Here is a 21,539-nt window from a genome sequence, read left to right on the forward strand (position 1 = left end):
TGGAAGGTCAACCTTGGTGGGTGGTGGGCATGGACATAGACGAGAGGATTGCACTGGTGCTAAAGAAGCCAACGGAGGAAGTCCTGACGGTAGAGAACCTAAGGCACCTCTTTGAGGTCGGGGCTCCCCTCCAGCATTACATAGGGTTCGAGATAAGTGGGTTCATACACCTTGGCACGGGCCTTATGGCGGGTGCTAAAATAGCTGACTTTCAGAGGGCCGGAATTAAGACGCGCATCTTTCTGGCAGACTGGCACAGCTGGATAAACGACAAGCTCGGTGGCGATTTAGAGGTAATCCAAGAGGTGGCTCTCAAGTACTTCAAGGTGGGAATGGAGAGGAGCATAGAGGTCATGGGAGGTAAGCCGGACAAGGTCGAGTTCGTCCTTGCGAGCGAGATACTTGAGAAAGGAGACTACTGGCAGACCGTCATCGACATAGCCAAGAACGTTACTCTGGCAAGGATGATGCGCTCGATAACGATAATGGGCAGGCAGATGGGAGAGGCGATAGACTTCGCCAAGCTAATCTACCCTGCTATGCAGGTGGCCGACATATTTTACCAGGGAGTCACAATAGCACACGCAGGGATGGACCAGAGGAAAGCCCACGTCATAGCTATAGAAGTTGCCCCCAAGCTGAAATACCACCCGCTCGAGCACAATGGCGAGAAGCTGAAGCCCGTCGCCGTGCACCATCACCTTCTACTCGGCCTCCAAGAACCTCCGGTATGGCCGATAGAGGGTGAAGAGCAGTTCAAAGAGATAAAGGCTCAGATGAAGATGAGCAAAAGCAAGCCCTATTCTGCCGTCTTCATCCACGACAGTCCGGAGGAAATCAAGCAGAAGCTCAGAAAGGCCTTCTGCCCGGCCAAGGAAGTCAAGTACAATCCAGTCCTCGACTGGGCCGAGCACATAATATTCAGGGAGGAGCCGACCGAATTTACCATCCACAGACCGGCCAAATTCGGCGGCGACGTCACCTACACGACCTTCGAGGAGCTGAAAAGGGATTTCGCCGAGGGCAAGCTCCACCCGCTTGACCTAAAGAACGCCGTGGCCGAATACCTCATCGAGCTTCTAGAGCCCATCAGGAAGTACTTTGAGAGGCATCCTGAGCCGCTGGAGCTCATGAAGAGCGTCAAGATTACCCGCTGATGCCTCGTTTTTTTACTCTTGAAGCCTCACTTAGAAGTTCCGTGTACAGTCTCGGCTCAACGTCCTCCTCGCCGAGGCCCAGCCTTCTAGCGACTGTCCATATCTTCTCCTTCGCCCTATGAACGTCGTCATCTATGACCTCTATGTCAAGGAAGTCTCCTGCCCCCTCCACCCTGTTGAGTTCGAAGGTAATATCGCCAATCTTGTAAACCCAACGATGCTTCCTAACGATGACCTCAACCTCAAAGCCAAGGCGTCTGAGTATTTCAACGGTTTTCTCGAAGTTCTCGACCTCAACTTCGACTTCATAGAACTCCCCATTTCTCTCGTCCCTTATCTCCTTATAGGTGAGGTAAGCCTTCCCATTGTTGTGAACTGCCCTGACCCTTAGGAGCTTCGGTCGAGGGATCGAGAAGTAAATATCTTCTTGGAACTCATAGTGGCTGAACTTGGCCCCAATTCCTTCCAATCGCTTTTTAATATCTTCCAAGTTAACCCTGAACTTCACCTCGACCTCCACGCTCAAACCTCCGCGAGGAAGCCGGCTATATCATTCCCCTTCTTGAACTCAGAGAGTGGGAGCACGATTGCGTTCCTAAGTGTCGGAATTGTCTTTATGTTGTCTTCTATAAACTCTGTGAGCTTTTCTTTGCTTTCATCCCCGACCAGGGCAACTATCTTGTCGTCTCCACTCTTGGCAACCAGAAGAACGTTCGGAAGCATTGAAAGCGTCTTCGTTATGTACTCCACGTACCGTTCGAGGAAGTCCTCTATTATGGGCCTTTCAACCTCAAGGACGACGAGGGCGAGGTGCTTAGGCTTAAGAGGGTCTCCAAGGATTATCGTGTATTTTTCAATAACGCCCTTTTCTTGGAGCTTTTTTATCCTAAAGTGAACCGTGGACTCTGGCTTATTAAGCCTGCTGCTTATCTCGGCTATTGTGAGCCGGGCATCCTCCTTGAGGAGCTTGAGTATTGCTCTGTCGAGATCATCCAGTTGAATTACCTGTGCCATTTTCACCACCCCATCTCTCATAAATGTTGTGTGGTATCCCTAACACGTCGAGGATTTTTCCAATTATAAACCTTACCATATCATCTACAGTCTTAGGCTTAATATAGAAAGCCGGAGAAGCTGGCATAATTATTCCACCGGCTTGGGCAACCTTCAACATATTTTGAATATGGATCAAGTTTAGGGGGGTTTCTCTTATGAGCAGCACAAGCCTCCTTTTCTCCTTTAGGGCGACATCTGCTGCTCTCGTGATTAGATTATTGGCGTAACCATTCGCTATCGCCGAGAGGGTCTTCATAGAGCATGGAGCTATCACCATGGCGTCGAAAGGGTATGTTCCGGAAGCCATTGGTGCAAAGAGGTCTTCTTCATCGTAGTCAGGCCTTATCGTTATTCCAAGTTCATGTCTGGCCACCATTATTCCAGTTTTTGATGCGAGGAGAATTACTTCGTGGCCAAGTTCTCTCAAAATGTCCACAAGTCTGACGCCGTATATGGCCCCGCTCGCTCCCGTTATTGCAACGATGACTCTCATGCCTCCACCGGTCCATGGTAGGGCCAAACTCTTATAAAGTTAAGCGTTGCCACAAAAAATGGTGCCGTCAGTGGAGGAGTATTACACCCTCGTGTTAAAGAAAGCGGTTGAGCTTTCCCGTGATATAGGGGGAAAGGCACTCGTTCTGATATACCCCCCTAAAGAGGACCTGGAGATTGACTATGATGGGCCTGTTGTTATTGTGGGAGAAGAATTTGATGTTAAGGGTGAGAGAATCAAGAAACTCCCTCTCCCACTCTCCCTCGGCCTAAATAATCTTGTGAACCTCGTGGCCGCCTTCCTGAAGGGGCAGGGGATAATTTCAAGTGGAGACGTTTTCGTATACATTACGGAGGACTTAATTGGAATTAAAAAAGTGAAAGGGCATTTGTTGGCGGCAGAAGATCTTTTCGACCGCTATGAAGGGATAATCCAGAGGGTTCTAGAAATAGCTATAGAGCTCAGCGTGGAGGGCAGAGAAGGAAGGCCCGTTGGGACGATATTCGTTGTTGGAGACACAAAAAATGTCCTGAAGCACTCCCATCAGCTCGTTCCAAACCCCTTCAAGGGCCATAACCTGAACATCCTTGATCCGAAGGTAAAAGGTGTCGTAAAGGAATTCTCGGCGATAGATGGAGCTTTCGTAATAAGTTCTCGCGGGAGACTCGTGGCAGCTGGAAGGTACCTCGACGTTGACCCTAAGAGGCTGGACGTGAAGGTCCCGCCCGGTCTCGGCAGCAGGCACCTCGCGTCGGCCGCGATAACGAAGATAACGAAGGCAGTTGCCATCACACTCTCGGAGACCGGAGCGGTAAGGATATTCAAAGATGGGGAACTCGTGCTGGAATACAATCCAAGGATAAAATATTAAGGTCAGAAGAGCCACTGGTTCTCAATACACTCGTCGCAGGGCGGCTTCTCGCCGGCTATGGCCTTGAACTTCTTGTAAATGCACTCGGGAAGGCCGAGCGGACAGCGATCAGGTGTGAGCTCAGGCCTGACCTTTGTCGGATCGAGCTTTATCTTTATAAAGGCCTCGTACTCCTCGACCTTCTTCCATGGCAGAACCTTGGCGCCGTAGATGACGAGGTTATCATATACCTTAGCATAATCGCCTATGACGGCGTTCTCCTTTATTATGACGTTCTTTCCGACGACGACGCCCTCACCGAGGATGCTCCCTTTTATCTCGGCCCTCTCCTTGATTATGTCACTGCCCAAGAGGATAGCCCGCTTGAGGTAAGCCTTATCCTCGATTATGGTGTTGGGCCCGATGTAAGTGTAGGCCTTTATCTTCACACCATGGCCGACCTTGACGTTCCTGTCGATGTAAACGGGGCCCTGAACTTCGACGTCCTCGGGGAGCTCGACGCCCTCAGCAAGTATCAGGTAGCCATCCTCTTTTGCGAGCTCATCGAGGGCTATCTGGTGAGCATAGAAGAAGTCATCCGGAGTTCCGAGGTCGACCCAGTAGTAGTGCTTGGGCATCCTGTATCCGTAAACGAGCCCTTGGCCAACAAACCTGGGAAGTATTTCCCTCTCGAAGTAAACCTCCTTGTTCTTAGGTATCTCCTTTAGGACATCCTTATTGACGACGTATATTCCGGCGTCGACGAGGTTCGTCTTCGGCTTCCTCGGCTTCTCCTCAAAGTCCACTATCTTGCCTTCTTCGTCGGTTATCACGACGCCGAAGCGCTCCGGATCATAGACCTTGGTAAGGGCAACCGTTATGAGGCCATCGTTCTTTTTGTGGGCCTCAATTATCTCCGAGTAGTCAAAGTTCGTAAAGACGTCACCGTAGATAACAAGGAAATCCCCCTCAACATAGTCTTCAATGTTCTTGAGGGCCCCACCAGTTTCAAGAGGCATGGGGTCATTCACAAATCGGATATCCTTTGGGTAATCAGCCATGTTCTCTTCTATAAACTCCCTTATCTCTCCCCTCATATAGTGAACGGACAGTATGACCTCGTCAATTTCCCTGACCTTTTCGAGTGCCTCCAAGATGTACTGAAGGTTTGGCTTACCCAAAACTGGAACCATAGGCTTGGGCCTCGTCGATGATATAGGCCTAAGTCTCGTTCCAAAACCTCCTGCAAGAATCACGGCTTTCATCATCACCACCGATGATGATTTTCGGACAACCAACTTTTAAACTTTCACCTGTCTGAAAACATTAATAAGTTTCTAAACATAAGACTGAGACATGAAGAAGCTGGTAAAACTGTTTAAGATGACAAGGGGCGAAGAGAAAATTAAAGTGGGACGCAAAATCCTCAGAGAACTTGCCAAGTTTTCCTACGAGGAGCCATTTTGGAAAGCAGTCACGGAAAAGCTTGGAATAAGCGAGAGGGATGTCAAGGATATCATGCTTTTCCTTGAAGATGCAGGTGTCCTCAGGATAAGAAAGTCCAGAGATGGAAGGAGACTCTACGTACTGACGCTTAGGGAGCTAAGAGAGCACCCCGTGACCCTTGATAAATGGCTAGGATGAATTCAGTGCTTCCATTAAACTTTCCCTCAATCATAATAGGATTTATTTTCGCAAAGATTTTATATGGATAAAATGCAAATTAAAATTTGGTGTTTTCAATGTTTGGCTACAATGGGAAGATACTTCGTGTAAATCTCTCCGACGAAACAATTAAGGAGGAGACCTTCAACGAGGCCTTCGCCAAGAGGTGGCTTGGAACGAGGGGCTTCGGCATCTACTACCTTCTAAAGGAAATTGACCCTACCATCGACCCCTTCAGCCCTGAGAACAAGCTTATATTCGCCACAGGCCCGCTGACTGGAACCTCTGCCCCCACGGGCGGCAGATACATGGTGATTACCAAGAGCCCCCTGACTGAATATGTAGCCATGGCAAATTCTGGCGGCTTCTTCGGACCTGAGCTCAAGTTTGCAGGCTGGGACGCCCTGATAATCGAGGGCAAGGCTAATCATCCTGTCTACATATACATAAATGACGAGAGTGTCGAGATTAAGGACGCTAGCCACCTCTGGGGCAAGGTTGTTAGCGAGACCGAGGAGAGGCTTAAGGAGGAGGTCGGCGACAAGAACGTTCAGATAGCATCCATAGGACCAGCCGGTGAGAACAAGGTTCGCTTCGCGGCTGTTATGAACAACGGACACAGAGCAGCGGGAAGGGGCGGTGTCGGAGCCGTCATGGGAAGCAAGAACCTCAAAGCCATAGTTGTCAGGGGTCACAAGAAGGTCGAGGTTGCGGACAAGGGCAAATTCATGGAGGTCGTTAGGGAGAAGATAGAGAAGCTGAAGAAGGATCCTGTGGCCGGCGGCGGCTTGCCCAAGTACGGAACCGCCGTTCTCGTTAACATTATCAACGAGAACGGCTTATATCCAACGAGAAACTTCCAGAAAGGAGTGTTTGAGTACGCATATGAGCAAAGCGGTGAAGCGATGGCCGCCAAGTATCTCACAAAGAATAAGCCGTGCTTTGCTTGTCCAATCGGCTGTGGTCGCGTTAACAGGCTTCCGACCCTTGGAATCACGGAGGGGCCTGAGTATGAAAGCGTCTGGGCTCTCGGTGCTAACCTCGGCATAAACGACCTCGCGAGCATAATAGAGGCCAACCACCTCGCCGATGAGTTTGGAATGGACACAATAAGTCTCGGCGGAACTTTGGCTACTGCCATGGAACTCTACGAGAAGGGCCTTCTCAAGCAAGAAGATATTGGGGAGGACGCGCCACCCTTTAGGTGGGGCAACACCGAGGTTCTCCACTACTACGTTGAGAAGATCGCACGCAGAGAAGGCTTTGGAGATGTTCTCGCCGAAGGTGGCTACCGCCTTGCGGAGAAGTTCAACGGCTTGGAATACTTCATGGGGGTCAAGAAGCAGGAGCTTCCGGCCTACGATCCAAGGGGTGCTGAAGGGCATGGCCTCGGCTACGCAACCAACAACCGTGGTGGCTGTCACATCAAGCAGTACATGATAAGCCCCGAGATACTCGGCTACCCGTACAAGATGGATCCACACGACATCAGCGACGAGAAGGTCAAGATGGTCATCCTCTTCCAGGACCTCACGGCACTAGTAGACGCCGCCGGTCTCTGTGTCTTCACAACGTTCGGTCTCGGCGCCGACGACTACCGCGACCTCTTAAACGCGGCCCTCGGCTGGGACTTCAGCACCGAGGACTACCTCAAGATAGGCGAGAGAATATGGAACGCTGAGAGGCTCTTCAACCTCAAGGCCGGTCTCGATCCAGTCAAGGAGGACACCTTGCCGAAGAGGCTTCTCGAGGAGCCCATGCCGGAAGGACCACACAAAGGCCATGTTGTGCGCCTGAAGGAGATGCTTCCACGCTACTACAAGTTCCGTGGCTGGACCGAGGACGGGAGGATTCCAGAGGAGAAGCTCAAGGAGCTCGGCCTCGAAGAGTTTATTTGATTCCTTTACTTTCTCTTTTGAGGTGGTTTCATGCCGAAGGTAACGGTGAAGCTATTTGCCACTTTAATTGAGATAACCGGGAAGAAGTCCCTCGAGCTTGAAGCGAGAACCATCGGCGAGCTTCTCGAGAAGCTCTACGCCAAGTTCGGCGAACCCTTCAGGAGAGAGCTGGAGAGTGGCTTCATGATACTCGTCAACGGTCACAATATAGAGCATCTGAAGGGCCTCAACACGGAGCTCAAGGAAGGAGATAAGGTTAGTATCTTCCCGCCAGCTGGAGGGGGATGAATGTACAAATTTTCTTTATGGGGCGCAAGAATTCTTATACAGCCGAAGCCCGATCTTAGATATCTTTACATCGAGATAACGAACAGGTGTAACCTCCACTGCAGGATGTGCTTCAAGCAGTATTGGGAGGACAAAGAGGGGGACATGGACTGGGACCTGTTCCTGAAGGTGCTCGACGATGCAGAGGATCTCCCTGAGCTCAAAATGATATATTTCGGCGGCATAGGGGAACCGACGGTTCACCCGAGGTTCATGGACATGGTCCGCGAGGTAAAGAAGAGGGGATTCGCCTTGGGCATAAGCACGAACGGCACCCTTCTTACGGAAGGTGTAATGGAAGAGCTCGTGGAGCTGGGCGTTGACCTGATATATTTTTCCATGGACGCCGTCCCAACGGCCGCGAACGTCCTCAATCTCGGCCACGTAACCTCGGCCGTAACGGCCAAGAAAATCGGGGAGCTCGTGAAGTTCAAGAGAGAGGTAGGCACAGAAAGGCCATTTATAGGAGTTGAGGTCGTGGTAACGAAGGAGAATTATGACCAACTGCCAGAAATGGCCCTTTACCTTAAGAGGCTGGGTGTTGACTCTATGCTCGTCTCTAACCTGCTCCCGATGACGGAGGAGCAGGCAGACCAGATAGTTTACGACGGGAGCATTGACATGGAACCCTACCTCAGGAAGCTCCAGAGGATAGCGAGCGGTGGCCTCTTCATGAGAATAGCGGAGTTTCAGCTAAGGACGGAGCGTTACTGCGACTTCGTGGAGAACAACGTGGCCGTCGTCAGGTGGGATGGCGAGGTCTTTCCCTGCTACCGCTTTCTCCACACATATCCCGAGTTCATCTTCGGGCGGAGGAAGAAAGTCGTGACGCACTCCTTCGGCAACGTGAGGGAGAAGAGCCTAAAGGAGATATGGGTGAGTCCCGAATACGTCATGTTCCGCTTCATAGTTAGGGCCTCGGCCTATCCCTCCTGTATAGACTGTCCCCTCAACTACTCCTGCGCATTCGTAGAGGATACGGAGAGGGACTGCTGGGGGAACTCTCCAAGCTGCGGCGATTGTCTGTGGTCGAGGCGGATAGTTCTCTGCCCCATTCCGGAGGAGTACATGGGAAAGTTCCTCTAGACGGGAAGATGTTTTAAACCCAATTCCCGATCTTATGCCGGGAAAGGTCATGGAGATAACGGTTCCTCGAGAGCGCTTTAAGGAGCTTAAGAAGCTCGTCCTCTTAAGGTTGCTTGAGGAGAACCTCAAAAGAGTTGAGAGGACTCTGGAGGCAGAATATGAGGAGTACCTGCTGGAGAAGAGGGTCAAGTTGAAGGAAAAGCTGACGGAGCTTGAGGTGAAGCTTGGAGAGCTGAGGGAGTTCTACGAAAGAGCCCTGAGGGACAAGGAGTTTATGATGAGGGAGAGGATGCGCCTGAGGGAAGAGAATGAGGCACTCAGAAAGGAGCTGGAGGAGAGAAGGAGGGATAGGCGCTCGTCCTGGTGACAGGCTATGAAGCTCGTAATCAGGCCGGATAAGGGGTTCGGCAAAATCGAGATCGAACTGAGCGAGGCGCTCTGGAGTAGGATTAGGGAACTTAGCGAAAGGTACGGCGTTCCTCCGGACAGAATAGTTGAGATGGCTCTCTTGGGTGACTTCAAGGAACCGGAGGGAATTCGGGAGGAGCTGGAAGAAGAAGTGAGGGAGCTTGAGAAGAAGGTGTGGCAGTTGGAGAAGGAATATGCCCCCTTAAGTTCAAGGCTTATGGTCTCTCCGAGGACAACAAGCTCCTTGCAATAGAGCTCTCGGGCCTACTTGCGGAGAATGTCCAACTCAAAAGGTTTTTGGGGAGGAGGATAGAAGATACAAGTGAGCTTAGGAAGCTGATACACTACTACATAGGCGGATGACGAGAGGGACTGGCCCTGAGGCGGATGATGAAGAGTTTTAACGGATTGATGAAGAGCCCTATGAGCGCTGACGCCCCCTTGTGACACTTCCGAGGGAGGGATGATGTGTGAGGTTGTTTAATACCTAAGCATTAACGCTAACTAATCTGCCAAAATCAAAGCCGACTAACTCTTTTTCCTCGGTATCAGCCTTACTGGGCCCCCACAGTCGGGGCAAATTCCATCGAGCGGCTCCTCCTCAAAGGTTCTACCGCACCCTATGCAGACGTAGCGCCAGCGGATGACCTTCTTTATCCCCCGCTTGAGCGTCTTGAACTCGATGCCGAGCGTTCTGGCCACGTTTTGAAGATTGTAGTCGTCCGTGAAGAGCTCGGCTTTCAGCTCATAGGCGAGGGCAAGAACCTCGATATCCGCCTCGCTCAGCTCCCTGAGCTCCCCAGTTTTGCGGGCGGCCTTTTTAACGATCTCAACGGCTTCCCTCGAGGGCTCAACTACTTTAACCTTGCCAGCCGAGATGAGGCCTTCAAGGAAAATCCTTGATTCCCTATCCTTAACTTCCTCAACGACCTTTGGGGTTGTATAGCCTTCGACATCAACCCCCTGGATGAAAACGGAAGAATCAAGGACGAGCTTCACTTTCCACAGCACCGCCCTTCCTTCCTATCGACTGGAACTATCTCCTTGAAGCCCGTGTACTTCCATAGGACTTTTGGAATCCTGACGGTTCCATCCTCCTCCTGGTGGTTCTCGAGGATGGCCACTATTGCTCTAGAGGTTGCTATTGCGGTGGAATTTAGAGTGTGAACGTAGCGGGGCTTCTCGTTCGTTCTGTCTCTGAACCTTATGTTGAGCCTCCGAGCCTGCCAGTCGGTGCAATTGCTCGCGCTCACAACTTCTCTGAACTTGCCCTGCCCAGGCATCCACGCCTCAATGTCGTACTTCTTGGCGGCCACATAACCTAAATCGCCCGTGCATATGTTCACGACGCGATAAGGAATCTCAAGGGCTTGAAAGAGCTCTTCCGCGTTGGCTATAAGCTTCTCGTGCCACTCCCAGCTCTCCTCGGGCCTTGAATATACGAACTGCTCGACCTTGTGGAACTGGTGCACCCTGAAGATTCCCTTGGTGTCCTTTCCTGCCGTTCCGGCCTCCTTTCTGAAGCAGGGCGAAACGCCGACGTAGAGGAGCGGGAGGTCCTTCCCATCAAGTATTTCGTTGGCGTGCATTCCTGCCAAGGGGTGCTCGGCCGTCGGGATAAGGTAGAGGTCCTCCCCCTCGACCTTGTAGATTACGTCCTCGAAGTCTTCGAAGGTTGTGGCCCCTTCTTCTACGAAGCGGCGGACCATATAGGGCGGTATAACTGGGGTGAATCCCTTCTCTATGAGCCTGTCAAGGGCGAAGCGGATGAGGGCAAGGTCAAGGATGACTATTTCATTGAGCAGATAGTAGAAGCGCGAACCGCTCACCTTAGCGGCCCTCGCGAAGTCTGCACCCCCTAGGAGCTCGAGTAGATCAACATGGAGCCTCGGCTTCCACTCCAGCACCTCATATTCCATTTTCCCTCCGCTCTGCTCGAGGAAGCTCTCGAGGTGCCCCTTCCAAACCTTAGCCTTGCCCCAGAACCTTACCGGAACGTTATCATTCTCGTCCTTCCCCACGGGGACGCTCGGATGGGTTATGTTGGGGAGACGCCAAAGGTAGTAATCTATCCTCCTCTTGAGCTCCTCAACTTCCTTTTCGAGATCCTCAATCCTAGCAACTATCTCCTTGCTCTTAACAAGAAGCCCTTCGACGTCTTCTCCGGCCTTTCTGCGCTTGCCGATCTCAATTGCTATCTTGTTCCTCTCGTGCCTGAGTCTGTTTATTTCCTTGAGCTTTTCCCTCCACGCTTTATCCAGCTCTAGTATCTCGTCTATCCACTTGACTTTTTCGAGCTCGCCCCTCTTTATCAGGTCGTTCTTGACGATTTCTGGATTTTCGCGGATGAGCTTTATGTCGAGCATACCGACCCCCTCTCCTCAATCAGGCCAACTGCTTAAAATGATTGCCCTGGCGGCAATGGTTCTAATTGTTGGGTTTGGCGGTGTTGAGAGATTAAAGCTCCGTTTAGACAATGAAAACCCCAAAAGATACGAGAAGGGGGAAGGCTAAAAGACTATGCCCATCTCCATCGCTATCCTCCTGAGCCTCTCCACCCTCTTCTCGGTTGGCGGGTGGGTCGAGAAGAGCTCGCTGAAGCTGACACCTCTGAAGGGATTCACTATAAAGAGCGGAGCCGTCGCTGGATTCCCCTCACGCATGGGTCTGTGGCGAACTGCCTGCTCTATCTTCAGGAGGGCGCTGGCGAGGGCATGAGGCTTTCCGCTTATCCTGGCCCCGGTCTCGTCCGCAAGATACTCGCGAGAGCGGCTTATGGCGAGCTGAATGAGCATGGCCGCTATCGGAGCCAGAACTATGGCGAGTATCAGCCCTATGAGGTTGCCCGAATCTCTGTCTTCATCGTAGCCACCGAACCAGAGGCTCCAGCTAGCCATCCTGACGAGCACCATAATCGCTCCAGCCATTACTGCGGCGAGCGTCTGAATGAGGGTGTCCCTGTTCTTTATGTGGCTTATCTCGTGGGCTATAACTCCTTCAAGCTCGTCCCTGTTGAGGATGTGCAAAAGGCCCTCAGTAACGGCGACGACGGCGTGCTCCGGGTCTCTGCCCGTGGCAAAGGCGTTTGGCGTAGGCGATGGCACTATTGCGACCCTGGGCTTCGGTATGCCAGCCCCCATGGCAAGCTTTTCCACTATCCTGTGGAGCTCTGGGGCTTCATGCTCATCAACTATCCTTGCCCCGTACCAGCTGAGCACTATCCTGTCACTGAACCAGTAGCTCACAAAGTTCATGAGGAGGGCCAGCGTGAATGCGAAGACCATCCCGGCCGTGTTGCCCAGGAGGTAGCCTATCCCCACGAGAAGGGCGGTGAGGAAGGCCATTAAGAGGCCGGTCCTAATCCATAGACCGAACCCCATTTCACTCACCTCCCAGTCTCAGGTAGGGAATTATCTCGTCGTAAACTTCGCTCCAGTCCACCACGCCGACCCTTTTCTTCACGCCACTACGTATGAGGTCAAGGATTTCTTCCACAACCTCTTCTGGCCTCTTGCCCGTTGTGTCAACCTCTATGACGTTCTCGTGTTCGTCTAGGGCCTCAACCAATATCACATCCACGAGCTCGGCCTCCACGTTCTCGCCGACCTTCTCTCTGGAATATCCCCGGGCCGTCAGCCTCTTCCCTATCAGCTTTGGATGAGCTCTGAGCACAATAACCAAGTCAACGGGCATGAGGTGGCTGAGATGGCCGTCGAGGACAGCTCTCTTTCCTTTTAGCTCTCTCTCCACATGATAGGCGAGCTCGTCGACTTCCACCTCCAGCTCATCATATTTAAGTTCCCCTATCCCTCTCTCAAGGACAAAACGCCTGAGGTCCACATACTCGTATCCGAGTTTTTCGGCGAGCAGCTTCGCCACGGTGGTTTTACCAACGCCTGGCGTTCCCGTTACGGCTATTAGCATCTCCTCACCAACCATAACTTTTTCTCGGACTTTTTAAACCTATGGTCGGATCTCGTCATTTGACGAATTTTACTTCAACGCTTGGCGAAAGACTTTTAAGGCAGGGACTCGTTAGTCATCCGGGTGACCTCCATGGATCTCCTGCTGAGGAGACTCAACGTCGTTAAGAAGAGGAAGGAGGCCCTCCTTCTGGAGGAGGCCAAGCTCGCGAGGATGGCCCGGCAAAACCACTCTAAGAGCCTCGGCATGCTTCGTGTGATCAGGAGGGAGAAGGAGCTTGTACTAAGGGAGGAGGCCAAGATAATCAGGGCCCTGAAGCAGGCCCGGTCGGCCGGCTAACGTTTTTAACCCTTTTTCAGAACCTCCACCCATGATAGTCATCGGCCTTCATGATGGACACGACGCAGGCGCCGTTCTGATAAGGGATGAGGAGATATTCGCGGTCAATGAGGAGAGGCTGAACAGGATAAAGAAGTACAGGGGCTTCCCGGCCCTCAGCCTGAGGACAGTTCTAGAGATGGCCTCAGTCAGTCCGGAAGAGGTTGACGTTATAGCGGTCGCCGGCATCTTCAGACGGCAGAAAAGGCTTCTCGAACTCGAGGCTCATTTGAAGGCTGTCTTCGGTTCCGACTTCAAGCGAAAAGTCCTCTTCGTCGAGCACCATCTTGCTCACGCTGCCTCCGCGTACTACACGGCCGGCTGGAGGGATGCGATTGTTTTAACAATAGACGCGGCCGGAGACGGCCTTAGCTCTACCGTCCACATTGCCCGGGATGGTGAGATGATTAGGATTGCCCAGAGCACGTATATAGACAGCCTCGGAGACTTCTATGCTTCAGTCACGGAGCTCCTTGGGTTCAAGCCCATGAGGCACGAGGGCAAGGTTATGAGCTTGGCTGCCTACGGGAGGCCAACCTACGATTTGAGCAACATCATCGAGGTGAACGGCCTCACCTTTGAGAATCGTCTCAAGGTTATAGGAACAGAGGCCACGAAGAGGTTGGCTGAGCTGTTCTCGTACCCGCTGGAGAGGGCGAGGGAGATAGCGGGGGAGATGAAGCGTGGAAAGCTCGATGGAGAGCTCCAGAGGAGGGCAATAGAGATAGCGGCAAGCGTCCAGGCTCACCTCGAGAGGCTCGTGGAAGAGCTGGGTATAAGGCTTGTGAGATATAATCTTCCCTTGGCCTACGCGGGGGGAGTAGCCCAGAACGTAAAGGCCAATGCGGTTCTCAGGAGGATTTTTCCGAACCTCTGGGTGTTTCCGGCCATGGATGACGCGGGCCTTGCCTTTGGAGCGGCTGTCTTCGTAAAGGCCCAGTTCGAGAGGCTTGATGGAAAGTGGAGGCCCTTCAAGTTGGAGCACGTCTATCTTGGACCAGGATATTCAAAGGAGAAAGTCGAGGGGTTCCTCAAAGGTGAAGGGGTTGAATACGAGGAGATTAATGACGTCTCCTCCTTCGTCGTGGACGCTCTCGTTGAGGGTAAGCTTGTTAGCTTTTTCCAAGGAAGAATGGAGTTCGGGCCGAGGGCCCTCGGCAATAGGTCGATACTTGCTGATCCTAGGGATGAGAGCGTGAAGGAGAGGCTCAATCTTGCTTTGAAGAGGGATGTCTTCCAGCCCTTCGCCCCATCCATCCTCGAGGAGCGGGCTGAAGATTATCTCGCTGACCTGAACGGACCCCCGAATAGGTTTATGACGATGAGTTACATAGCGAGTGAAGAATTCAGAAGGCTTGCCCCGGCGGTTGTGCATGTAGATGGCACTACTAGGCCACAGAGCGTTGTAAGGGAGGTAAACTCAACCTACTACGACCTTATAAAGGTCTTTGAGAAGAGCACTGGCCTCGGAGCTGTGCTCAACACGAGCTTCAACATGCACGGCGAGCCTATAGTCTGCTCGCCAGCGGATGCTCTGAGAACGTTCAAGGAGGCTCGCTTGGACATCCTCGTGGTTGAGGGGTTTGCAGTTTACAGCAGGTAAAAAGAATTACTCAGTCTTTTATCCAAAGTTCTTTCCATAAACCTTAAAATTTAATGCCCATAAGTTATTCTACAGTGTCCCTACCTATGGTGGGGCGTCATGAGGCTCCTGATAAGGCTCGCTCCTGAGAGGGAGCCCTTCAGGATTCCCTACAACCACTTATATTATCTCCAGGGCTTAATATACAGGAGGATTCAGAGGGCAAACCCCGAGCTGAGCTTAAGGCTTCATAACCTCAAGGGACCTAAGCTTTTCACTTTCTCGCTCTTTATGGCCGAGAAGAGGGAGTTCACAAAGGAGGAGCACTTCTTTGGTTATCGTCGGGGCTTCTTTTACTTCTCGACGCCTATGCCCGAGATAGCAGAGGCTTTCGTCTCGGGACTCCTCCAGGATCCAGTGGTGGAGCTCTGGGGAGAGCGCTTCATTGTCGAGGAAGTGAAGGTTCTCAGGGAGCCTAAGAGGTTAAACGGAAAGACATTCGTAACGCTATCCCCCATAGCCGTTACAACCATTAAGCCTGGCCCGATAAAGCCGAGGCACTATGATCTTTCTCCCACGGAGCCCGAGTTCTACGAAAACATAAGGGAGAACCTGCGGGAGAAGTACGTGATGATTCATGGAACCAGTCCTCCGGATGGGTTCGAAATGGATGTTCTTAAGGCGAAGCCAAAGCGCTTTCGTGTGAAGTCTGGCATCTTCCAGACGGCCTGGCACCTTGTCTTCAAGGCTTATGGGGATGATGAGCTGTTGCGGGTCGGTTATCAGGCTGGCTTTGGAGAAAAGAATTCACTTGGCTTTGGGATGGTGAAGGTTGATGGAAGGGAGATGACAGCGGAAAGAAACCTAGGGGGAGGTGTGGATAATCGGAAAAAGATTTCCTGACCCGTCACTCCACGAATCCTCAAAAGAAGACAACGAGAAAGTTTCTCTTTTTGACTGGACCGGGCATCCCTTCGTCGATGCAGGTCTCGTTGCGCTATTGATTTTGAACAAAAAGCGTTCGCCAGAAGAGCTTACAGAGGAAGACATCAGGAAGGCAACAGAATTTGCCTCGAAGCTTTATGCGCGTAAGGAGTGGGGTTCTGGTTATATTCACGCGATGATGCTCCCGAACAGCGGAATCCTCATGGCAAACCCAAGCATGTCAAAGAAGAGAACTCCGGAGGCAATAGCCCAAAATCTAAGAGACCTCCTGCAAGAACCTGAAGACCCGAACGCGCCAATCTGCGAAATCTGCGGGAGAAGACACTCTCGCCCAAAGCCGGTCTACCGCTCCGATTTCCCACTGGTCGGCACTGGTGGAGTTCCCAATTACTTCCCCTCGGCAAAGGACGGCCTCAACGTCTGCTCCCACTGCCTCTTCCTCGTGCAGTTCCTTCCACTGGTTGCTTACAAGGTCGGAGGAAGGGTTCTAGTGATGCACACTTATCCTTATGAGCTTATGCTCGAACTCCATGAAGAAGCCATAAACGACGTCAGGAAGAGCTTCCTTGCCTCGAACGCAAGGGACTTCAAGAGGCCGGAGAACTTCCTCTTCCGCCTTCTTGGGGAGTTAACGAGAAAAACGGAGCGCGACGACCTGTGGGGTAAAGCCTCAATAACGCTCTATCACTTCGTGAACAACAACCAGGGGCAGGACCTTCAGATAATCCATGTTCCAACGCCTGTTCTTCGTTTCATCGCTCACGCCAGCAGGGAGGATCCCAAGGGCTGGAAGAGAATTGTGGCGATGGGCTGGCGCAAACGGCCAAGTGAAGAAGACTTTGAAAAGTACGAGCGGAGCTACGCTAACGAGGTTTACTCTAGGCTCTTGGCCGAGGAAAGCATCTTGCCCTACTTCATCGACATGAAAAACCGCCGTGCGAACGCGAAATGGTCGCTTCTGTCTTTCTACTGCTCGGAGGTGTTGGGTTTGGATAAGGAAGCTTTGGAGTTTATTAAAGATGTGGGCGATAGGATTGTCGAAACTCTGGAGAAGCTCCCGGACAACCAGCTTTCAAGGCGTGTCAGGGAGCTTGAAAGAGCTGAAAAACTTTATCAGTTTGAGGCATTTTTCGTGAACCTTGAGAAGCTCCGTCAGAGGCTCGGGATAGAGAAGCCTCTCATGACATTCGACGAGTTTGCGACTGTTCTCACCTCCTACGGGGAAGACCTGAACGTCTCGTGGAGGACGGTAAAGCACCTGCTCCTCTTCAGAATCTATGAAAGGCTTCATGACAAGCTGATGAAGGCCTCTGAAGAGGAGGAAGAGGTTGAGGAGAATGAAGAAGTTGGAATTTTCGGAATGGGGGTGGAAGGATGAGGTTTGCGACTGGAATGGTATTGATTGACGCGCCACACTCTGCCTTGAACATGCTGGGTATAGATGAGAGTTTAGCTGATAGGAATGTTACCCGTGTCAAGACCTTCAGGAGGGGTGGAAAGCGCTACCCATACGTCTCACCTCAGGCCTGGCGCTACTGGTGGCGCTTTACGCTCAAAGAGCACTTCAATTGGGAGCTTTCCCCGCTCTACCGCGAGCAGAAGCAGGTCTTTACGGCAGCAAATCCCCTCAAATACCCTGACGACGACGTCTTTGGCTACATGAGGGCCTTCAAGAAGGGTGGCGTGAACGTCACCGTGACGAGGGTCTCTCCTCTTAAAAACACACCACTGATTTCTATACTTCCTGATAGGAACTCCATAACCATTGATGAGGGCTACGCTTCAAGGCACGAAGGCGATCCCGTCCCTTACAGCCAGGAGTTCTACTCGACGGTTTTTAAAGGCGCTTTTTCTCTTGATCTCGATTCTGTTGGAAGGTTCACACTTCTCAGCAAGGCAGGCTTTAAGAACCTCCTCACTTGGGACGACATTCCGAGGGACAAGAAGGGCAACCCCAAGAAAGGCACAGAGGACGTCGTTAATGAAATCAAGGAAATGGAGCGCATAGCTGAGGAACTCGGCGTTGTGAAGAGATATAATGAGTGGCTCATGCCCTCAGAAATCAGAAAGAAGCGTGCCACTGAGACTATTAAGGCCCTCCGATTCCTCACAGGAGGTGCCAAGCAGAGTCAGTACCACACCGACGTGACTCCGAAGTTTGTCATGCTCCTTAATGTAGATGCCGGTATAAACCCCTTTATAAGCGACCTTGTCTTCGAGGAGAAGGGCGAAATTCGTTTTGATGCTGAGGCCCTTGCAAAGAGGCTTGCTGACTTTAAGGAGATAATTCCTGAGGATGCAAAGCTCTACATCGGCTACGATGCTGGCTTTGTCCGCTCCCTCGGCTGGGACGTCGATGAAATAGCCGAGAGGGTGAAAGGAGATATCGCGGTCTTTATGGGCGCAGTTGGAGAGGTAGTAGAAGAGTTCGCCAAGGAAATCGAGGCTTACTACGGGTGAGCCCATGATAAGAGTTAAGCTGAGGGCGTGGACTGCCTCGTTCCGCTATCCAACTTTCCAGTCGGGTTATCAGCCGACATTGCCTGTTCCACCTCCCTCAACGATTCAGGGAGTCCTCTCCGCTGCAAGGGGAGAGCCCGTCTATCTGACCGAGCTTCCATACGTCGGCTACATCTTTAGAAGCGAAGGTAAAGGACTTGACCTCGAAAAAATCTACGCCCTCGGAAAGGTCGAGACCGACATAATGAGGCGAGAGTTCCTCTACAATGTTGAGCTTTACCTATACCTCCCTGATGAGTGGGAAGAGCACTTTAAGCGACCAAGATACCAGCTCCTCCTTGGCCGTTCAAGCGACATCGCTACTGTTGAGGAGATAAAATGGGTTGAGCTAAAGAAGTCCGAAGCTCCCGTCGGTGGAGCAGTCCTTCCCTTGGAGCTTGGGGTTCCCGGCGTTGTTCACGCCCTCGTCGTCGAGTATGATTATTCAGTGACCCCCAGGAAGGCAAGGCTTGTTAGGCCTTTTGTGGTTTTGCCGTTTCCAAAGGGCAAAGCACCGAAACTGAAACTTCCCTACGACGAGGAACTTGGTGTCGGAGTCTACCTCCACAGGTGGAATCAATGAAGGTCTGCTACGCCAAGTTCATTCCGCACGATTTCCTTGAGTGTCACATCAACGACGCCATAAACGTGCTGAAGAGCATGAAAATCTCTTTCAAATGGCTTGAGGAGCTCTTCCCGCGTGTCTGGGAACTTTCTTTTTATTCCGTTCTACTTCACGACCTCGGCAAGTGCGCGAGTGGATTCCAGAGAGACCCTCGAGGATGGGGCTATCGGCACGAGGTACTCTCGACACCGTTTACGGCTTTCCTCGAACTTCCTGAGGACGAGAGAAATCTCATTGCACTCACAATACTCACTCACCATCGACCCCTTGACGAGCTTGAAGAGATACTGCCCAGCGGGGAACACCGTGGGGAGTTCGAGGAAAAAGTTGGGGAACTCTTTCAGAACAGGGACTATATCGAGGAGATTTTCTTTGAGCGAGTTCCCTACTGGGAGCTGTATTTCTTCGGAAGGCGGAAGGATCTTTTTAATCCTCCGGCTGATTGGGTTGAACAAATTGAAGGCTATGACTTTGATCCTTTGCTCAGTTGGTACGAGCGAAACGCTAAGAAGTACTGGAGCGAGCTTGTTTTTCTTCGAGGAATCCTCAACGCCTCTGATCATCTTGCTTCAGCTGGGGAGCTTGGTATTCGCCTGCTGTCGGATATAAGGGCCGCCGTTGAGTCTCGGATCCCGCTCGAGCGCTGGAGGCTCTTACAGAGACAGGCAGGCGAAACGGAGGGCAACCTAATTCTCCGCGCGCCGACCGGTTATGGCAAGACAGAGGCCTCTCTCCTCTGGGCGGACAGGAATGCGTTCCGAACCAAGAAGGGGGTAGCCAGCAGGATATTCTACGTTCTCCCCTACAAGGCCAGCATAAACGCCATGCACTCACGCCTTTTAGCCCTCTTCCGCGAGCCTGAACTTGTCGGTGTTCTCCACAGCTCCTCTGCTTTTTATCTCTACTCTTCGGAGCTTGAATACAAGCGCCTCTCCTCCCTCTACAGGAAGATTTACACGCCCCTCAAGGTCACGACGCCTTTCCAGCTCATGAAGCCCTTTTTCGGCGTTGGCTTCCCAGAGATGGGACTCACCGAGCTAACTGGTTCGCTTCTCATCTTCGACGAAATCCACGCCTACGAGCCCAACGTTTTAGGCATAATCCTCGCTATGCTAGAACTGCTGATGAGAAAAAAGGCCAAAGCCCTCGTAATGAGCGCAACTCTACCCAAATTCCTTGAAAAACTCCTGCGCGAAGTTCTTAAGCCCCATCTGCTAAGCACTCCATCTGAAGAGGCTGACCGCTTTACAAGGCATAGGGTGAACGTCATAGACGGCTCGATGGACGAGGTTGGTGAACTGGTCGAGGAAGTTAATGCCCACGGCCCCGTTCTAATAGCATGTAACACGGTATCAAGGGCAATGGAAGTCTACTCACGCTTGTGCGATAGGTACAACGCGATGCTCCTCCACAGTCGCTTTACCTATGGCGATAGGGAGGAGAAAGAGAAAAAGCTCCTTGCAAGTTTGGAAGACTACGACGTTGTCGTTGCTACCCAGGTTGTTGAGGTTTCGCTTGACGTAAGCTTCTCGACGATAATAACGGAACCAGCCCCCCTCGACGCTCTCATTCAGCGCTTCGGCAGGGTAAACAGACAGGGTTTCGGAAATCCAAGGGACGTTTACATCTTAACTACTGGAGGGGAAGGAGACAAAAGAATATATCCAATGGAAGTTGTGAAAGAAAGCCTCAGAATCCTGGAAGAACTCAACGGAAAACCCCTCCTCGAATCGAGAGTTCCAGAACTCGTTAGTCATGCGTATGAACCTATAGCGGATAAGCTAACAGATGAAGTTCTGACCTACCGCGAGCAGGCCCTTGAGCTGTTCGATAGTTTAAAGCCGTTGAAGAGCAATGAGAGTGAAAGGCAATTTTACGAGATGTTCCAAGGCCTGGAAGCGGTTCCGGGGGTTTATCAGGACAGGGTTCTGGAGCTGATCAATCGTGGAAGATCAATCGAGATCCATCGCTATCTCGTGCCGGTTCCACTGTGGCTCTTCATGAGCGAAAGCGACGCCTTCCACAGACTCTCAGACAGGGGGCCTGGAAAGTACGTACTGGTTGCAGAGCTTGAGTACAGCCCCGAGTTGGGCCTTCTTCGTGAGCCGGCAAGTGGAGGAGAGGTGCTGTGAGTTCTGAAGAATATCCCCTTAACAACCTCCTCATTCGTGGCATCGAAATCAACTACCTCTTCGTCTGCCCCACGAAGCTCTGGTATTTTGCCAAAGGAATTACCATGGAGCAAGAAAGCGAGTGGGTCGACCTTGGCAGGTTCCTCCATGAGCGCTCTTATTTCGGCGAGGAAAAGGACGTCCAGATAGGTCCCATAAGCATTGACTTCATCCGGCGTGGAGGCGTTATAGAAGTCCATGAGGTCAAGCACGGGAAGAAGATGGAAAAGGCCCACGAGATGCAGGCTTTATATTACCTCTACTACCTCAGGAGGCACGGGATTAAGGCAAAAGGCGTTCTTCATTATCCAAAACTAAACGAAACAAAGGAAATAACACTCGACGGTCGAGAAGATGACATCGAGAAAGCTATAATGGAAGTCGAGCGGATAGAATCACTTCCCGCTCCACCGAGGCCAAGGATGAAATCCATCTGCAGGAAATGCGCATATTACGAGCTGTGCTGGGTGTGAAA

The 21,539-nt window shown here is 51.8% G+C and carries 23 protein-coding genes and 1 pseudogene; 16 read left to right on the plus strand and 8 right to left on the minus strand.

Annotation, left to right across the window (positions count from 1 at the left end):
- Nucleotides 1–29 precede the first annotated feature (29 nt).
- On the plus strand, nucleotides 30–1,157 hold the full coding sequence (locus PYCH_RS04595) for a tyrosine--tRNA ligase (RefSeq protein ID WP_013905678.1): 1,128 nt from the start codon (nucleotides 30–32) through the stop codon (nucleotides 1,155–1,157).
- Here the strand turns inward: PYCH_RS04595 and cyaB are convergent.
- Genes cyaB through PYCH_RS04610 form a run of 3 tightly spaced genes read right to left on the minus strand, consistent with a single transcriptional unit; the run spans nucleotide 1,147 to nucleotide 2,706 of the window.
- The gene (gene cyaB, locus PYCH_RS04600; RefSeq protein WP_013905679.1) at nucleotides 1,147–1,677 is read right to left on the minus strand and encodes a class IV adenylate cyclase; all 531 of its coding nucleotides are present in this window, start codon (nucleotides 1,675–1,677) and stop codon (nucleotides 1,147–1,149) included. The genes PYCH_RS04595 and cyaB overlap by 11 nt on opposite strands.
- Nucleotides 1,678–1,679: 2 nt before the next feature.
- Entirely contained in the window at nucleotides 1,680–2,171 is a 492-nt protein-coding gene (locus tag PYCH_RS04605; RefSeq protein WP_013905680.1) for an Lrp/AsnC family transcriptional regulator, read from the minus strand.
- Nucleotides 2,146–2,706, minus strand: a complete 561-nt coding sequence (locus tag PYCH_RS04610) for a UbiX family flavin prenyltransferase (RefSeq protein ID WP_013905681.1) — start codon at nucleotides 2,704–2,706, stop codon at nucleotides 2,146–2,148. Before PYCH_RS04610 ends, PYCH_RS04605 begins: the two co-directional genes overlap by 26 nt.
- Nucleotides 2,707–2,764: 58 nt before the next feature.
- On the opposite strand from PYCH_RS04610, the gene PYCH_RS04615 reads away from it, so the two are divergent.
- Nucleotides 2,765–3,577: a DNA integrity scanning protein DisA nucleotide-binding domain protein gene (locus PYCH_RS04615; protein WP_048058211.1), complete on the plus strand. Its 813-nt coding sequence runs from the start codon at nucleotides 2,765–2,767 to the stop codon at nucleotides 3,575–3,577.
- Between the two features lie 2 nt (nucleotides 3,578–3,579).
- On the opposite strand, the gene PYCH_RS04620 is transcribed toward PYCH_RS04615, so the two are convergent.
- Complete coding sequence (locus tag PYCH_RS04620; RefSeq protein WP_013905683.1) at nucleotides 3,580–4,821, minus strand: sugar phosphate nucleotidyltransferase; 1,242 nt, start codon at nucleotides 4,819–4,821, stop codon at nucleotides 3,580–3,582.
- Between the two features lie 91 nt (nucleotides 4,822–4,912).
- Between PYCH_RS04620 and PYCH_RS04625 the strand changes: the two genes are divergently transcribed.
- The 6 genes and pseudogenes from PYCH_RS04625 to PYCH_RS04650 all read left to right on the plus strand — a co-directional run bounded on the left by PYCH_RS04625 (nucleotide 4,913) and on the right by PYCH_RS04650 (nucleotide 9,303).
- Nucleotides 4,913–5,200, plus strand: coding sequence for a hypothetical protein (locus PYCH_RS04625; RefSeq protein WP_013905684.1), 288 nt, complete (start codon nucleotides 4,913–4,915; stop codon nucleotides 5,198–5,200).
- 98 nt (nucleotides 5,201–5,298) lie between these two features.
- Complete coding sequence (locus tag PYCH_RS04630; RefSeq protein WP_013905685.1) at nucleotides 5,299–7,119, plus strand: aldehyde ferredoxin oxidoreductase family protein; 1,821 nt, start codon at nucleotides 5,299–5,301, stop codon at nucleotides 7,117–7,119.
- Between the two features lie 30 nt (nucleotides 7,120–7,149).
- Nucleotides 7,150–7,407, plus strand: coding sequence for a MoaD/ThiS family protein (locus PYCH_RS04635; protein ID WP_013905686.1), 258 nt, complete (start codon nucleotides 7,150–7,152; stop codon nucleotides 7,405–7,407).
- A complete protein-coding gene (locus tag PYCH_RS04640; RefSeq protein WP_013905687.1) occupies nucleotides 7,408–8,532 on the plus strand; it encodes a tungsten cofactor oxidoreductase radical SAM maturase in 1,125 nt (374 codons plus the stop codon).
- Between the two features lie 34 nt (nucleotides 8,533–8,566).
- Complete coding sequence (locus tag PYCH_RS04645) at nucleotides 8,567–8,899, plus strand: hypothetical protein (RefSeq protein ID WP_013905688.1); 333 nt, start codon at nucleotides 8,567–8,569, stop codon at nucleotides 8,897–8,899.
- A gap of 6 nt (nucleotides 8,900–8,905) precedes the next feature.
- A pseudogene (locus PYCH_RS04650) lies at nucleotides 8,906–9,303 on the plus strand (hypothetical protein).
- A gap of 165 nt (nucleotides 9,304–9,468) precedes the next feature.
- Here PYCH_RS04650 and PYCH_RS04655 read toward each other — a convergent pair.
- The 4 genes from PYCH_RS04655 to PYCH_RS04670 form a co-directional block, all read right to left on the minus strand.
- The gene (locus PYCH_RS04655) at nucleotides 9,469–9,951 is read right to left on the minus strand and encodes a type II toxin-antitoxin system VapC family toxin (RefSeq protein WP_048058212.1); all 483 of its coding nucleotides are present in this window, start codon (nucleotides 9,949–9,951) and stop codon (nucleotides 9,469–9,471) included.
- Complete coding sequence (gene serS, locus PYCH_RS04660) at nucleotides 9,936–11,306, minus strand: serine--tRNA ligase (RefSeq protein ID WP_013905691.1); 1,371 nt, start codon at nucleotides 11,304–11,306, stop codon at nucleotides 9,936–9,938. Before serS ends, PYCH_RS04655 begins: the two co-directional genes overlap by 16 nt.
- Nucleotides 11,307–11,450: 144 nt before the next feature.
- Nucleotides 11,451–12,320 (minus strand): zinc metalloprotease HtpX, encoded by an 870-nt coding sequence (locus PYCH_RS04665; RefSeq protein ID WP_013905692.1) that lies wholly within the window; start codon nucleotides 12,318–12,320, stop codon nucleotides 11,451–11,453.
- Nucleotide 12,321: 1 nt separating this feature from the next.
- Nucleotides 12,322–12,864, minus strand: a complete 543-nt coding sequence (locus PYCH_RS04670) for an adenylate kinase family protein (RefSeq protein ID WP_048058213.1) — start codon at nucleotides 12,862–12,864, stop codon at nucleotides 12,322–12,324.
- Between the two features lie 132 nt (nucleotides 12,865–12,996).
- On the opposite strand from PYCH_RS04670, the gene PYCH_RS04675 reads away from it, so the two are divergent.
- From PYCH_RS04675 to cas4, 8 genes are all read left to right on the plus strand, one after another.
- The gene (locus PYCH_RS04675; protein WP_013905694.1) at nucleotides 12,997–13,203 is read left to right on the plus strand and encodes a hypothetical protein; all 207 of its coding nucleotides are present in this window, start codon (nucleotides 12,997–12,999) and stop codon (nucleotides 13,201–13,203) included.
- A gap of 31 nt (nucleotides 13,204–13,234) precedes the next feature.
- A complete protein-coding gene (locus tag PYCH_RS04680; protein ID WP_013905695.1) occupies nucleotides 13,235–14,845 on the plus strand; it encodes a carbamoyltransferase family protein in 1,611 nt (536 codons plus the stop codon).
- Nucleotides 14,846–14,944: 99 nt separating this feature from the next.
- Nucleotides 14,945–15,727: a CRISPR-associated endoribonuclease Cas6 gene (cas6, locus tag PYCH_RS04685; RefSeq protein WP_013905696.1), complete on the plus strand. Its 783-nt coding sequence runs from the start codon at nucleotides 14,945–14,947 to the stop codon at nucleotides 15,725–15,727.
- Nucleotides 15,699–17,147 carry a type I-B CRISPR-associated protein Cas8b1/Cst1 gene (gene cas8a1, locus PYCH_RS04690; RefSeq protein ID WP_013905697.1) on the plus strand — a complete coding sequence of 483 codons (1,449 nt, stop codon included), beginning with the start codon at nucleotides 15,699–15,701 and terminating at the stop codon, nucleotides 17,145–17,147. The genes cas6 and cas8a1 overlap by 29 nt, the downstream gene beginning before the upstream one ends.
- Nucleotides 17,144–18,229: a type I-B CRISPR-associated protein Cas7/Cst2/DevR gene (gene cas7i / locus PYCH_RS04695; RefSeq protein ID WP_013905698.1), complete on the plus strand. Its 1,086-nt coding sequence runs from the start codon at nucleotides 17,144–17,146 to the stop codon at nucleotides 18,227–18,229. The genes cas8a1 and cas7i overlap by 4 nt, the downstream gene beginning before the upstream one ends.
- Before the next feature lie 4 nt (nucleotides 18,230–18,233).
- The gene (gene cas5b / locus PYCH_RS04700) at nucleotides 18,234–18,851 is read left to right on the plus strand and encodes a type I-B CRISPR-associated protein Cas5b (RefSeq protein ID WP_013905699.1); all 618 of its coding nucleotides are present in this window, start codon (nucleotides 18,234–18,236) and stop codon (nucleotides 18,849–18,851) included.
- Nucleotides 18,848–21,025 carry a CRISPR-associated helicase/endonuclease Cas3 gene (locus tag PYCH_RS04705; protein WP_013905700.1) on the plus strand — a complete coding sequence of 726 codons (2,178 nt, stop codon included), beginning with the start codon at nucleotides 18,848–18,850 and terminating at the stop codon, nucleotides 21,023–21,025. Before cas5b ends, PYCH_RS04705 begins: the two co-directional genes overlap by 4 nt.
- Complete coding sequence (gene cas4 / locus PYCH_RS04710) at nucleotides 21,022–21,537, plus strand: CRISPR-associated protein Cas4 (protein WP_013905701.1); 516 nt, start codon at nucleotides 21,022–21,024, stop codon at nucleotides 21,535–21,537. The genes PYCH_RS04705 and cas4 overlap by 4 nt, the downstream gene beginning before the upstream one ends.
- Nucleotides 21,538–21,539: the final 2 nt, after the last annotated feature.

The organism is Pyrococcus yayanosii CH1 (genome assembly GCF_000215995.1).
Classification (GTDB): domain Archaea; phylum Methanobacteriota_B; class Thermococci; order Thermococcales; family Thermococcaceae; genus Pyrococcus; species Pyrococcus yayanosii.